11 protein-coding genes are annotated in these 12,999 nt (G+C 71.9%); 2 read left to right on the top strand and 9 right to left on the bottom strand.

Going from position 1 to position 12,999, the window contains the following annotated elements; genetic code table 11:
* Window positions 1–11: 11 nt before the first annotated feature.
* Both ACQP09_RS16325 and ACQP09_RS16320 read right to left on the bottom strand, forming a co-directional pair.
* The gene (locus tag ACQP09_RS16325) at window positions 12–1,091 is read right to left on the bottom strand and encodes an acyltransferase family protein (protein ID WP_433400120.1); all 1,080 of its coding nucleotides are present in this window, start codon (window positions 1,089–1,091) and stop codon (window positions 12–14) included.
* A 174-nt stretch (window positions 1,092–1,265) separates the two neighbouring features.
* Window positions 1,266–3,596, bottom strand: a complete 2,331-nt coding sequence (locus ACQP09_RS16320; protein ID WP_433400117.1) for an MMPL family transporter — start codon at window positions 3,594–3,596, stop codon at window positions 1,266–1,268.
* A 249-nt stretch (window positions 3,597–3,845) separates the two neighbouring features.
* On the opposite strand from ACQP09_RS16320, the gene ACQP09_RS16315 reads away from it, so the two are divergent.
* The gene (locus tag ACQP09_RS16315) at window positions 3,846–5,072 is read left to right on the top strand and encodes a cation:proton antiporter (RefSeq protein WP_433400114.1); all 1,227 of its coding nucleotides are present in this window, start codon (window positions 3,846–3,848) and stop codon (window positions 5,070–5,072) included.
* 7 nt (window positions 5,073–5,079) lie between these two features.
* Here the strand turns inward: ACQP09_RS16315 and ACQP09_RS16310 are convergent, their stop codons facing one another.
* Both ACQP09_RS16310 and ACQP09_RS16305 read right to left on the bottom strand, forming a co-directional pair.
* Complete coding sequence (locus tag ACQP09_RS16310) at window positions 5,080–5,508, bottom strand: universal stress protein (protein WP_433400112.1); 429 nt, start codon at window positions 5,506–5,508, stop codon at window positions 5,080–5,082.
* A gap of 1 nt (window position 5,509) precedes the next feature.
* Window positions 5,510–7,090, bottom strand: a complete 1,581-nt coding sequence (locus ACQP09_RS16305) for an APC family permease (protein WP_433400109.1) — start codon at window positions 7,088–7,090, stop codon at window positions 5,510–5,512.
* A 171-nt stretch (window positions 7,091–7,261) separates the two neighbouring features.
* On the opposite strand from ACQP09_RS16305, the gene ACQP09_RS16300 reads away from it, so the two are divergent.
* Complete coding sequence (locus ACQP09_RS16300; protein WP_433400106.1) at window positions 7,262–8,032, top strand: peptidoglycan recognition protein family protein; 771 nt, start codon at window positions 7,262–7,264, stop codon at window positions 8,030–8,032.
* A 49-nt stretch (window positions 8,033–8,081) separates the two neighbouring features.
* Here ACQP09_RS16300 and ACQP09_RS16295 read toward each other — a convergent pair whose 3' ends face one another.
* The 5 genes from ACQP09_RS16295 to ACQP09_RS16275 all read right to left on the bottom strand — a co-directional run bounded on the left by ACQP09_RS16295 (window position 8,082) and on the right by ACQP09_RS16275 (window position 12,891).
* Entirely contained in the window at window positions 8,082–8,447 is a 366-nt protein-coding gene (locus ACQP09_RS16295; protein WP_031122404.1) for a PH domain-containing protein, read from the bottom strand.
* A 129-nt stretch (window positions 8,448–8,576) separates the two neighbouring features.
* Window positions 8,577–10,547: an ABC transporter permease gene (locus ACQP09_RS16290; RefSeq protein WP_433400102.1), complete on the bottom strand. Its 1,971-nt coding sequence runs from the start codon at window positions 10,545–10,547 to the stop codon at window positions 8,577–8,579.
* 71 nt (window positions 10,548–10,618) lie between these two features.
* Window positions 10,619–11,434 carry a molybdate ABC transporter substrate-binding protein gene (modA, locus tag ACQP09_RS16285; RefSeq protein ID WP_433400099.1) on the bottom strand — a complete coding sequence of 272 codons (816 nt, stop codon included), beginning with the start codon at window positions 11,432–11,434 and terminating at the stop codon, window positions 10,619–10,621.
* Between the two features lie 124 nt (window positions 11,435–11,558).
* Entirely contained in the window at window positions 11,559–11,954 is a 396-nt protein-coding gene (locus tag ACQP09_RS16280; RefSeq protein WP_433400096.1) for a TOBE domain-containing protein, read from the bottom strand.
* Window positions 11,955–12,087: 133 nt separating this feature from the next.
* Window positions 12,088–12,891 carry a VOC family protein gene (locus ACQP09_RS16275; RefSeq protein WP_433400093.1) on the bottom strand — a complete coding sequence of 268 codons (804 nt, stop codon included), beginning with the start codon at window positions 12,889–12,891 and terminating at the stop codon, window positions 12,088–12,090.
* Between the last annotated feature and the right edge of the window lie 108 nt (window positions 12,892–12,999).

The raw sequence follows: 12,999 nt of genomic DNA, 5'->3' as shown, positions 1-12,999 counted from the left end.
CTTGGGCGGTCTCACCCGGGAGCGGCCGGCCGCTGCCTGGCCCACTCCAGGCGGGGCTCCAGCAGCGGCCGCAGCAGACTCCGTACGTACGGGGTGCAGAGCAGGGTCACCATGACCGCCGCGCCCGCCGTGACGGCGACCGTGCCGAGGGTCGTGTCGAAGAACGGCCGCTCGTAGAAGCCGCCGTAGCGCAGGGCCCGGATGACGAAGCCGTGCAGCAGGTACCCGTACAGCGTGCAGGTGCCGAGCGCCGTCATCCAGCTGCGGCCCTTCGGCACCCAGGCCAGGAAGCACGCGCCGAGCACGACGGCCGCCACGAACAGCAGGAGCGTGGCCGTCGGCCCGGTCCACTCGGCGGTGTCCATCTCGCGGGCGCTGTTCTTCCGGAAGAACCACGAGGTCGACGTCCGGGGCACCAGCCAGTACGCGACCAGCAGCCCGAGCGCGAAGACCGGTACGGAGACGACGCGTACCCACGTACGCCGCAGGAACGCGAAGTGCTCCGGCCGCAGCCGCAGGCCCAGCACGTAGAACGGCAGGAACTGCAGGATGCGCTGGAGCGGCAGGTTGCCGTCGGCGGCGGGGGACACGGTCGCCACGGCGGCGACGGCGAGCGAGACCAGCACCGGTGCGCGGACCGCCTGCCAGATGGGGGTGGAGAGCCGCCAGAAGAACAGCGCCGGCAGGAACCACAGCAGCCAGTAGGGCTCCAGCAGCGAGAGCGGGAGCTCCGGGTCGCGGGTCAGGCGGTGGAAGGCCGTGTAGAGCAGCTCGAAGATCAGATACGGCACCAGCAGACTGGTGATCAGCTTCCACACCCGGTCCGGCCGCAGCTCGAAACCGCGCGAGAAGTAGCCCGCGATCAGGATGAACACCGGCATGTGGAAGGTGTAGATCAGCGTGTACGCGGCTTCCACCAGCCGCCCGCTCGGCAGCGGCTCCCACGCGTGCCCGACCGCCACCAGCACGATCGCCAGGTATTTCGCGTTGTCGAAGAAGTGGTCGCGGCCTTCGCCGGGCGGCTTGCCGGTCTCCGGGGTTCCGGCGGCGGCGGTGGGGCGCGGCTGCTCGGAGGTGAGGGGGGAAGGCATCCCGACACCCTAGGGGGTGTCTTGCCGATCCGGATCGGGTCCACGACGTCTGGCACGGCACCTCGCGGCGTTGCCGAAACGCCCGAATCGCTCCGCGATGAGGACGTTCCAGCGCCTTGCGATGCACCGCACCAGACGCCGCGGCCTGACCGACCCTGATCGGCAAGACACCCCCTAGGAGCGGCTCCCTCCGCCCGCCACGTCCTTCACTCCCACCGGTGACCGCTCGGACACCTGAGCGCCTCCCTCCGCGTCCAGGTGCGGCAGGATCCGGTCCAGCGGGCCCGGGACCCACCACGCGGACCGGCCCAGCAGGGTCATCACCGCCGGGACGAGCAGCAGCCGTACGACGGTGGCGTCGATGAGCACGCTGGCGGCGAGCCCCAGGCCCAGCATCTTCACCACGATGTTGTCGCTGATGACGAACGCGGCGAAGACGCTCACCATGATCAGCGCCGCGCAGGTGATGACCCGGGCGGTGATCTCCAGCGCGTGCGCCACGCTCGCCTTCGCGTCGCCGGTGCGTACCCAGGCCTCGTGGATGCGGGAGAGCAGGAAGATCTCGTAGTCCATGCTGAGGCCGAAGACGATGGCGAACATCATCATCGGCACGTAGCTCTCGATCGGCACCTTCCCCGACACGCCGAGCGCCGGACCGCCCCAGCCCCACTGGAAGACCGCCACCACCACCCCGTACGAGGCGGCGATCGACAGGACGTTGAGCACGGCGGCCTTCACCGCGACGAGCAGGCCCCGGAAGACGGCCAGGATCACCAGGAACGCCAGGGCCACGACCACCGCGATGATCAGCGGCAGCCGGCTGGAGACGATGTCCAGGAAGTCGACCTGCGCGGCGGTGGTGCCGGTGACGTAGGTGGCCGCGTCGGTGCCGGAGACGGCCTGCGGGAGTACGTCGTCGGTGAGGCGGTTGACCAGCGAGGTGGTCCGCTCGTCCTGCGGGGCGGCCACCGAGTAGGCGGTGGCGGTCAGCACGTCGCCGTCCGAGGTGGCGGTGAGCGGCGTGATCACGGCCGCGTCCGGGACGTTCGTGAGGGCCTTCTGCGCCTGGTCGGCCAAGGCGGAGCGGTCGGAGGAGTCCACCTTGCTCTGGTCGATGACGAGGGTCAGCGGGCCGTTGGAGCCGGGGCCGAAGGCGCTCGACATCAGGTCGAAGGCGCGCCGGTCGGTGAACGACTTCGGGTCGGCGCCGTCGCCGATGTGGCCCAGCTGGATGAAGAAGACCGGGAAGGAGAGCACGGCCAGCAGCACCACCCCGCCGGCCAGGAACCACCACGGCCGCCGCTCCACCCGCTGCGCGTACCGGTGCCAGCCGCCCGCCTCCGCACCTTCCGCACCTTCCGTACCCTCCGGACCTTCCGGCGCCGGTACGGTCTCGGCCACCGGTCTCCGTACGCGCACCCGGTCGATACGGCGGCCGATGAGACCGAGGATCGCCGGTACGAGGGTGAGGGCGCCGAGCACCGCCGTGACCACGGTGACCGCCGCGGCCAGGCCGAGTTTGCCGATGAACCCGATCCCGGAGACCCAGAGCCCCGAGAGCGCGATGATCACCGTGCAGCCGGAGAGCAGCACCGCGTGGCCGCTGGTGGCGGCGGCGTTTCCGGCGGCGGTGACCGGGTTCCGGCCGTCGATCAGGTTCTGCCGGTGCCGGGTGACCAGGAAGAGCGCGTAGTCGATGCCGACGCCGATCCCGATCATCGTGGCGAGCGTCGGGGAGACGGTCGCGAAGGTCGCGGCGGCGGCGAACAGGCCGAGCAGCGCGAGCCCGCACAGCGCGCAGATCAACGCGGTGACCAGCGGCAGTACGGCGGCGAGCAGGCTGCCGAAGCCGATCAGCAGGACCACGATCGCCACGCCGAAGCCGATCGCCTCGCTGGTGCGGTCGCTCGGTTCGGGCCGGGCCAGCTCGCCGAGCGGACCGCCGTACTCCACGTCCACTCCGGCCGACCGCAGCGGCTGCACCGCCGCGTCGACCCCGTCCAGGTAGGACGGATCCAGGGTGGCGGGCTGCACGCTGAAGCGGACGGTGATGTAGGCGGTCTTCTGGTCGGTGGAGAGCGGCCCGGTGTTGGGATCGGGCGGTGGAGGCGGGGTGGAACCGGAGGACGGCAGCGGGTTCTGCGCGGAGAGTACGTCGGGCAGCTTCTGGAGGTCGGTGACCGCGGTGGCGACCTGGTCGGAGACCGAGGTGAGCGGCTTGTCGGCGTCGTGCAGGACGACTTGGGCGCTGTAGCCGCCGGCCTGCGGCGCGTGCGCCTTGAGGACGTCGAGGCCCTCCTGCGACTGGGTGCCGGGGAGCGAGAAGTCGTCGGAGTAGTCGCCGCCGTAGGCGTGCTGGAGGAGCTGGAGCCCGGCGAGCGCGGCGACCCAGAGCACGAGGACGGTCACGAAGTGCCGGGCGCACCACTCACCGGTACGCCGCAGCGCACCCCGGTCGCGGCGCGGCGCGCCCTCCCGGTCCGTACGGGCCTGCGACGACGGCATGGGGCTCCTTGTCCTGTGCTGGACCGTTCCCGGAGGGCCCGGCGCCGCCCTGTTCCGGGAGGGCCCGGCGCCGGCGCTGGACCGTTGCGGGAGGGCCCGGTGCTCGACCGTTCCCGGAAGGCCCGGTGCTGCCCTGTTCCGCATTCAACGGCTCGCCTCGTCCTGCGGCACTCCGGGGCGGGGGAACGGGTGACGCCGACGGGGTGTCATAGCGGCTGATTCCGGGGCGTTCCTTGCTATACACGAGCGATGGAGCACCCCGGGACCCTCGTCCTGATCATGGCCCTGGCGGTTTTCGCGCCGCTGCTCGGCTATGCGACCGGGCGGTGGCTGTCGGTCCCCGTCGTCATCTTCGAGATCGTGCTCGGCATCCTGGTCGGGCCCGATGTGCTCGGCTGGGCCCACCACGACCAGGTCATCGACGCCCTCTCCGACCTCGGGCTCTCGATGATGATCTTCCTCGCGGGGTACGAGATCCGGTTCGCCGAGGTCCGTGGCTCCACGCTGCGGCGGGCCGGCGGGGCCTGGGTCCTCTCCTTCGCCGCCGGGCTCGGTATCGCGCTGCTGCTCAGCGGCGCGGATGTGGCGAAGAGCCTGGTGATCGGCACCGCGCTCACCAGTACGGCGCTGGGCGCGGTGCTGCCGATCCTGCGGGACTCGGGGCGGCTGGAGGGGCGGTTCGGGTCGGTGGTGATGGCGTTCGGGTCGGTCGGCGAGTTCGGGCCGATCGTGGCGATGGCCCTGCTGTTCAGCGGGCGGAGTCCGGGCGCGGCGAGCGCGGTGCTGGCGGTGTTCGCGGTCGTCACGGTGGCCGCGGTGTTCTGGGCGATGCGGCCGAGGCCGCCGTGGTTCGCCCGGATCATCGCCATGACCCTGCACAGCAGCGGCCAGTTCGCGGTCCGCTTCGTGATGCTGCTGCTCGCCGGGATGCTGGGGCTGGCGCATGTCTTCGGTCTGGACACGCTGCTCGGCGCGTTCGCCGCCGGGATGCTGACCCGGCTGGTCCTCCAGGGTGCGGTGCCGGAGCGCAGCGGCGAGATCCTGGGGAGGATCGAGGCCATCGGGTTCGGTTTCCTGGTCCCGTTCTTCTACGTCGTCACGGGCATCGACTTCGACCTCGCGGCGCTCCTGGACGGCGGCCGCCCGCTGCTGCTCCTGCCGGTCTTCCTGCTGCTGTTCCTGCTGGTGCGGGGCGTACCGGCGTACCTCCTGGCCCCGCGCGACCTGGCCGGGCGCGCTCCCCGGTCCGCGCTGGCGCTGTTCTCCGCCACGTGTCTGCCGCTGGTGGTCGCGATCACCGCGATCGGCCTGGACGAGAAGGTGATCGGCGCGGGGGAGGCCGCGGCGCTGGTGGCGGCGGCGATGGTGTCGGTGCTGACGTTCCCGCTGCTGGCGTTCCGGGTGCTGGGGAAGGGCGAGGGCGGTACGGGACGGGGCGCCCCGAGCCGGGCGGCGGAGAGCGGGGAGGCGTGGTGAGGGCCCGCTAGGGTGTGCCCTCCTCCGTCGGGACGCAGAGCACCGGGATCGGGGACATGTGCAGCAGCTTGTGCGGGGTCGAGCCGAGGAGGGCCCCGCGCATCGGGCTCTCGCCCCAGGTGCCGACCACGATGACCCGGGCGCCGTGCCGTTCGGCCGCGTCCAGGAGGGCCTGCGCCGGGCTCTCGTCCAGCACCTCCACGCTCGCCGGTACGCCGGCCTCCTCGGCGGACGTCAGCGCGTGCTCCAGGCCGGTGCGGCCGGCCTGCCGGATGGCGTCGTAGTGGCTGCGGTACTCGGCCCCGTCGCGCAGGCCCGGTGCGGCCGCGCCGTAGACGAGGACCAGCTCCTCGCCGTACGCCGCCGCCACCTCGATCGCGATGCGCAGGGCGCGGGCGGCGCCGGGGGACTCGTCGTAACCGAGGACGACCGACATCTCAGCGCTCCTTCCGGTCGGCGGACTTCCGGCTCGGGGCGTGTACGAGGTCCGGGTCGGCGACGCCGGGCCGCTCCTGCCAGAACACCGCGTCGCGCAGCCGCCACACCACCATGAGGACCACGCCGATCAGCGAGATCACGATGCCGATGACCAGCGGTGGGCCGAGCCCGAACCAGGAGGTGCCGCTGTAGGAGTTGGCCGGGTCGGACATGTCCATCACCGACCGCACCAGCAGCCAGGCCAGCAGCCCGGCACCGACCACCGGGCCGAGGCCGATCAGGACGAAGTTGCGCACGCTCTCGGTCAGATGGCGCCGGTAGTAGACGGCGCACGCCACACCGGTGAGCGCGTAGTAGAAGGCGATCAGGAGGGAGAGCGCGGTGAGGGAGTCGAAGAGGGCGTTCGTGGAGATCTGGTTGACCACCAGGTACCAGGCGATGGCGATCGCGGCGACCCACCACGTACTGACGTCCGGCGTACGGAACCGGGGGCTGATGTGCCCGAAGTGGCGCGGCAGCGCCTGACGCCGGGCCATCGACAACGCGGTCCTGGACGCCGGGATGATCGTGGTCTGGGTGGAGGCGATCGCGGAGGTGGCGACGGCCAGCAGCAGGATCCAGTCCCAGCCGCCCAGCACGTCCCCGGCGAGCTGGGCGAAGATGAACTCCTCCTCGCCCGCGTTCTCCGCCAGGAACGCCGTCCCCGCGAAGGCGACGACCGCGACGGCGACCGACAGGTAGGTCACCAGGAGCACCACCGTGGACCAGAGCCCCGCCTTGCCGGGCGCGCTCGCCGAGTCCTCGGTCTCCTCGGTGAGGTTGACCGCCGACTCCCAGCCCCAGTAGATGAACACGCCGAGCAGCAGCCCGCCGGTCAGCGCGGCGCCACCGGCGCCGAACGGGTCCAGCCAGCCGACGGACGGTTCGATGGAGTCGAAGCCGGTGGTGCCCGCGTACACCCGGTAGAGCGCCACCACGACGAAGACCAGCAGGAACGCGATCTGGAGGAGGATCAGGACGTTCTGCACCTTGGCCGACAGCTCGGTGCCGATGACGCAGAGTCCGGTCATCACGATGATCAGCAGCACGGTGAGGAACTGGCGCGCGAAGTCGTTCTCGACCCAGCCGTCCAGGCCCACCGCCAGCAGGGTGAAGCTCACCGCCACATCGGCCAGCGAACCGACCACCAGCACCCCGGTCATGGTGATCGCCCAGCCGCCGAGCCACCCGGCCCACGGCCCCATCGCCCGGGTCACCCAGGAGAACGTCGTACCGCAGTCCTGGTCGACCTTGTTGAGGTAGTAGAACGCCGAGGCGATCAGCAGCATCGGGACGAAGGAGGCGAACATGACGCCCGGCGCGTAGATGCCGACCAGGGCCACGATCGGGCCGATCACGGCGGCCAGCGAATAGGCCGGGGAGGTCGCGTTGAGGCCGATGACCAGGGCGTCGACGAAGCCGATGGCGTTCGGCTTCAGGCTGACCGCCGAGCCGTCCTGCCGACCGTCCTCCCCGCTCGGCTGCCCGCCGTCCCCGTTCCGCCGCCCGCCTTCCCCGTCCTGCACAGCGTCGTGGGCCATGGCTCCTCGATCCGGCCGGGCCCGCCGCGGGGCGCGGCGGATGATCCGGATCTCATCGTAAGAACAGCCGTCCGGGTGCGCATCCCGGGCGAAAGCCCCTGTCGGGCGAGGGTCACCCGGTTGGTCGGCTCCTCTGCGACACCCCCCAGGTCAGGGCGCAGGGTGGAGTCCATGTGGTCCCGCCGAATCACCCTGGGCACCCTGCTGCCGCTGATGGTCCTCCTGGTGTTCCAGGACGGCCCGGCGTCCCACGAGCAGCGGCGGGACACGGCCACCGGACCGAGGCCGCCCCGTGGCCTCCCGCAGCCCGCCGTCGTCAGCCGCCAGGAGTGGCACGCGGACGAGGGCCTGGTCCGGGAGCGCCCGCAGTACACCGGCGCGGCGAAGGCGGTCTTCGTCCACCACACCGGCAACCCCAACGACTACGACTGCGCGGAGGCCCCGGAGCTGATCCAGGCCGTCCAGAGCGACCACGTGGAGAAGGACGGCTGGGACGACATCGGCTACAACTTCCTCGTCGACCGCTGCGGCACCATCTACGAGGGCCGGGCCGGCGGCGTCGGCCGCTCCGTGCTCGGCGCCCACACCAAGGGGTTCAACGCGGACACCGTCGGCATCGCCGCGATCGGCACCTTCGGCGAGGGCACCGAGGTGCCGAAGCCGATGATGGACGCGCTGGTGGAGATCGCCGCCTGGAAACTGGCGCCCGGCGTCGACCCGCTCGCCACCGTCGAGCTGGTCTCCACCAACGCGGAGAGCCGCTTCGACGAGGGCCAGGTGGCCCGGCTCAACGTCATCTCCGGCCACCGCGACAGCTACGAGACGCGCTGCCCGGGCGATGTGCTGTACGGGCTGCTGCCGGAGCTGCGCGAGCGGGTGGCCCGGCTGCGGGACACCGCCCCGGGCAGCGCGGCGGCCCCGAGGCTGCGCCCGTACTTCTGAGCCGCCGCTGCCGATTCAGCGCCCGTACTTCTGAGCCTCCGCTGCCGGGTCAGCGCGCCACGAACTGCGTCAGTATCGCCTGCACCTCGTAGATGTCGACGCCCTTGGTGAACGTCTTCTGGAGCGGCGTGGGGCTGCCGGATATCCAGATCTTCAACTCCGCGTCCAGGTCGAACGTCCCGGCCGTCTCCACCGCGAAGTGCGTGATGCTGCGGTACGGCACGGAGTGGTACTCGGTCTTCTTGCCGGTGATGCCCTGCTTGTCGACGAGGATCAGCCGGCGGTCGGTGAACAGGATCGTGTCGCGGATCAGCAGGAAGGCGGCGTGCACCTGCTCGCCCTGGCCGAGGAGGCGCTCGTAGTCCTGCTGGGCGGTGGCCGGGTTGATGGTGTGCGCGTTGCCGAACAGTGCCATGGTGCCCCGTCTCTCGGATCGCTCGGACCTGTCGTACATGAGTACGTGTACGGCAGTTGTTCTGGTTCCCGCCGGGGCCGGTGCCATGCTTTCGGGTGAGCTGGGACGGATTCGGGAACCCGGCCGGTCTCAGAGCGGGACCACCGTCACCTCGGTCGCCTTCACGCCCGTCCAGACCTCGGTGCCGTCCGCGATGCGCAGCTCGGCCGCCGCCTGCGGGGTGATCTCCGCGACCAGGTCCGGTGCCCGGTCGGAGGTGATGAGGAGGCGGAGCCGGCTGCCGCCCGAGGTGATCTCGCGGACCGTCCCGGGCCAGACGTTGCGGGGGGAGCCGGTGGGCTTCTCGCGGTGTACGGAGACGGCTTCCGGCGCGATGACCGCGAGGGCCTCCGTGCCCGGGGCGAGGGGTTCGGCGACGATGAGGTGGCCGCCGTCCGCGAGGTCCAGGCCGTCGGCGGTGGCGGTGCCGGGCCAGGCGTTGCGGCCGAGCATCCGGGCTACCCAGGGCGAGCGCGGGTGGCGGGTCACCTCGGCGGGCGGCTCGTCCTGGAGGACCCGGCCGTCGTCCAGGACCAGGACCCGGTCGGCCAGCGAGACCGCCTCGACCGGGTCGTGCGTGACGATCAGGCAGACTCCGCCGAAGTCGGCGAGGTGCCGGCGCAGGGTGTGCCGGACGTGGGCCCGGGTCGTCTGGTCGAGCGCGGCGAGCGGTTCGTCCAGCAGCAGGAGGCGCGGGCGGGCCGCCAGCGCGCGGGCCAGGGCGACCCGTTGGGCCTGGCCCCCGGAGAGCTGGCCGGGCTTGCGGTGGGCCAGGTGGCCGACGCCGAGCCGGTCCAGCCAGGACTGCGCCTCCCGCCGGGCCTCCGCACGCGGGACGCCATGGGTGCGGAGCCCGTACGCCGTGTTGGACAGGGCGCTCAGGTGCGGGAAGAGCGCGCCGTCCTGCGGGACCCAGGCGACGCCCCGGCGGTGCGGCGGAAGGGCCGTCACATCGCTCTCGCCCAGGCGCAGTTCCGCGTGGGCGCGGGGAGTGAGGCCGAGGAGGGCGCGCAGGAGGGTGGTCTTGCCGGCACCGTTGGGGCCGACGACGGCGAGGGTGGTGCCGGGGGCCGCGTCCAGGGTGAGGCGGGTGAAGCCGGTGACGTCGGCCCGCAGGGGCCAGCGCTCCTGGGGGGCCGGCTCCGTCACGTACGCGGCGGCCTTCTCCCGTACGTACGAAGGTGGTTCGGGCAGGATGTCCGTACCCGTCGGCTCCTCGGGCCGCGGTGCGTATCGCTCGCGGTGGTGGTCGCCCGGTGTGCCGGTCCAGCGGCCGCGCAGGGCGATCAGCACGATCATGGCGATGGCCAGGAGCAGCAGCGACACCGAGGTGGCCGCCTCCGGCGACTCCTGGAGCAGCAGATAGACCTGGAGCGGCAGGGTCTGGGTGGTGCCCGGAAGGTTGCCGGCGAAGGTGATGGTGGCGCCGAACTCGCCGAGCGCCCGCGCCCAGGTGAGGGCCGCTCCGGCGATCAGCCCGGGGGCCACCATCGGCAGGGTCACGGTGAGGAACACCCGTACCGGAGAGGCTCCGAGGGACGCGGCGGTCTCCTCGTACCGGGGGCGCAGACCGCCGAGCGCGCCCTCCAGCGAGATGACCAGGAACGGCATCGCCACGAACGTCGCCGCCAGCACCGCCCCCGAGGTGTGGAACGGCAGCGTGATCCCGAACGTGTCCTCCAGCCACGGCCCGAGCAGCCCGCGCCGCCCGAACGCCAGCAGCAGCGCCACTCCGCCGACCGTCGGCGGCAGCACCATCGGCAGCAGCACCAGCGAGCGTACGAACGCCTTGCCCGGGAACGGCACCCGGGCCAGCAGCCAGGCCAGCGGCACGCCGAACAGCAGCGAGAGGCCGAGCGACCAGAGCGAGACGAGCAGCGAGAGGCGGAGCGCCTGCGTGGTCGGCTCGGCGGTGAGGTGCGTGGAGAGGTCGCCCCAGGAGGTACGGGCCAGGATGCCGACGAGCGGCAGCATCAGGAACGCCACGGCCAGCAGCGCGGGCACCGTCAGCAGGAGCGGGGCGCGCGCGCCGGGCGTACGGCGGAGTGCCGGTCGTTTCATGGGGACCTCGGCTGCTGGAGGTGAGGGGCCCGCAGGACGGTACGGGCCCCGCGGCGGGTGCGGCGGTGCGGTTACGGCTGCTGGAAGCCCGCGCCCTGGAGGATCTTCTGCGCGGCGGGCGTGGAGAGCCAGGCGACGAACGCGGCGGCGGCCTCGCTGTGCTTCGACCCCTTCAGCGTGGCGGCCGGGTAGGAGGCGACGGCGTTCTCCGCGTCCGGGATGTCGATCGCGTCGACCTTGTCGGGGGCGGTCTCGGCGTCCGTCTTGTAGACCAGCCCGGCGTCCGCCTCGCCCAGCTCGACCTTGCTGAGGACCGCGCGCACGTTGGGCTCCTGGGAGACCGGCTTCACCGCGATCTTCTGCGCGTCCAGGATCTGCTTGCTGTAGCGGCCCACCGGCACCTCGGGGGCGGCCAGGACGACCTTCAGCTGGGTGTCCGAGAGGTCCTTGAGGTTCTCGACCTTCTCCGGGTTGCCCTCGCCGACGGCGATGACCAGGCGGTTCTTGGCGATGACCGTCGGCGTGCCGGTCTCGCCGGAGAGGCCGTCCATCGTCTTGGTGTCGGCGGTGATCAGCGCGTCGGCGGGCGCGCCCTGCTTGACCTGGGCGGCCAGCTCCTGGGAGCCGGCGAAGGAGAACGTGACCTTCGTGCCGGGGTTCTCCTTCTCGTACGCCGCTCCCGCCTCCTCGAAGACGTCGGTGAGCGAGGCGGCGGCCAGCACGGTCAGCTGCGCGGCCGGGGTGCCCGACGCGGAGTCGGACGGCTTCGCACTGGAGGCGCTGTCCTTGTCGGTGCCCGAGTCGTTGCCGCAGGCGGCGAGCGGGACGAGGAGCGCGGCGGTCAGGACGGCGGCGGCGGTGCGGCGGCGGGTGAGCAGGAGGGACATGAGGGTGGGACTCCTTGGCTGCGAGCCCGGTCGGCTGGATGCCGTCCGGGCAGGGACGAGTTCGCGCGGAACAGGTGGTGCGGGCAGCACGGGACGCCCGGCCGACGACGGCGTCGGCCGGGCTTCAGGTGCGGTCGATGTGCACGCTGGTCGACTTCACACGGGCGGTCGCCTGCATGCCGACCTCCAGACCCAGCTCCTCGACCGCTTCCCGGGTCAGGAGCGAGACGAGCCGGTGCGGGCCCGCCTGGATCTCGACCTGGGCCGCGACATCGCCGAGCTTCACCGCGGTGACGATGCCCGGGAAGGCGTTGCGCGCCGAGGTGTACGGGGTCTCCTCGTCGCCGGCGGTGCCCTGGCCGACCTCGATCGAGAAGGCGGCCAGCGCACGGCCGTCGATCAACCGGCGGCCGGTCTCGTCGCGATGGGTCGCGACCCGTCCGGCGTCCGCCCAGCGTCGGGCGGTGTCGGGGCTGACTCCGAGGAGGCGTGCTGCCTGACCGATTGTGTAGGACTGCATGCGCGACACGCTAGGCCAATCTGCCTCGCATTTACCATTCTCCGGACGATTGCCCATCGCAGATGCGAGCTTCTCGGAGAATCGTACGGAGCCCTGGGAGCCCGGGTCCCCGAGGCCCCAAGGGCCCAGGCCGTCAGGCCGTCAGGCGCGTCGTCGGCATCTCGCCCTCGGTCTTCGTCACGTCGATCACGGAGAACGTGGCGCCCTGCGGGTCGGTGATCGCCGCGAACCGGCCGAAGGGGCTGTCCATCGGGCCGAACTGCAGCTGCGCGCCGCGCCCGGTCGCCTTCGCCACCGCCGCGTCGCAGTCCGGGACGGTGAAGTACACCATCACGAAGGAGCCCATGTCGGGCGGGAAGTCCTCGCCCATCGCCATCCGGCCGAGCACCGACTCGCCCTGGACGTCGTACATCCCGAAGTCCATCGACGGGTCCTCGAGCTTCCGGACCGCGTACGGGAACACGGCCGGGAAGAAGGTGTCCGCCGCCTTCGCGTCGCGGGTGAAGACCTCGCTCCAGCAGTAGCCGCCGGGTGCGCCCATCTCCGTCTCGAACCCGTCGTGGGTGTCGGCCTGCCACACGCCGAAGACCGCGCCGCCGGGGTCTCCGGCCAGCGCCATCGTGCCGAACGCGCCGACCTGCATGGGCTCCATGAGCACCTGGCCACCGGCCGCGCGGACCTTCTCGCCGGTGGCGGCGGCGTCCGGCGAGGCCAGGTACAGGCACCACGCGGACGGGCCCTCCTCGTTGCCCGGCATCGGCGGGACCACGGCGGCCGCCCGCCTGCCGTCCGCGTACGCCGTCGTGTAGTCGCCGAACTCCGGCGAACTCTCGCCGAACGTCCAGCCGAGCACCTCACCGTAGAAGCTCTTCGCGCCCTTCAGGTCGGCGAACGCGGCGTCCGCCCAACAGGGGGTTCCCTCGGGTTGTACGGCCATGGCAGTGACCCTCTTCCGCTCCTGGTCCCCCACCGCTTCCACCAGCCACGCTAGTCAGCCGTGCGCGGGTCCGCGCGGCGAGGACCGCCTACGGTTCTTCTGCTTTCG

The sequence above is a fragment of the Streptomyces sp. CA-146814 genome, from assembly GCF_050942385.1.
Classification (GTDB): domain Bacteria; phylum Actinomycetota; class Actinomycetes; order Streptomycetales; family Streptomycetaceae; genus Streptomyces.
The sequence above is the reverse complement of the archived record's forward strand: the minus strand, read 5'-3'. Positions and strand labels throughout refer to the sequence as shown.

Coding starts and splice junctions, on each gene's coding strand:
- ACQP09_RS16325 (WP_433400120.1), bottom strand. CDS start 1,091: ATGCCTTCCCCCCTCACCTCCGAGCAGCCGCGCCCCACCGCCGCCGCC.
- ACQP09_RS16320 (WP_433400117.1), bottom strand. CDS start 3,596: ATGCCGTCGTCGCAGGCCCGTACGGACCGGGAGGGCGCGCCGCGCCGC.
- ACQP09_RS16315 (WP_433400114.1), top strand. CDS start 3,846: ATGGAGCACCCCGGGACCCTCGTCCTGATCATGGCCCTGGCGGTTTTC.
- ACQP09_RS16310 (WP_433400112.1), bottom strand. CDS start 5,508: ATGTCGGTCGTCCTCGGTTACGACGAGTCCCCCGGCGCCGCCCGCGCC.
- ACQP09_RS16305 (WP_433400109.1), bottom strand. CDS start 7,090: ATGGCCCACGACGCTGTGCAGGACGGGGAAGGCGGGCGGCGGAACGGG.
- ACQP09_RS16300 (WP_433400106.1), top strand. CDS start 7,262: ATGTGGTCCCGCCGAATCACCCTGGGCACCCTGCTGCCGCTGATGGTC.
- ACQP09_RS16295 (WP_031122404.1), bottom strand. CDS start 8,447: ATGGCACTGTTCGGCAACGCGCACACCATCAACCCGGCCACCGCCCAG.
- ACQP09_RS16290 (WP_433400102.1), bottom strand. CDS start 10,547: ATGAAACGACCGGCACTCCGCCGTACGCCCGGCGCGCGCGCCCCGCTC.
- modA (WP_433400099.1), bottom strand. CDS start 11,434: ATGTCCCTCCTGCTCACCCGCCGCCGCACCGCCGCCGCCGTCCTGACC.
- ACQP09_RS16280 (WP_433400096.1), bottom strand. CDS start 11,954: ATGCAGTCCTACACAATCGGTCAGGCAGCACGCCTCCTCGGAGTCAGC.
- ACQP09_RS16275 (WP_433400093.1), bottom strand. CDS start 12,891: ATGGCCGTACAACCCGAGGGAACCCCCTGTTGGGCGGACGCCGCGTTC.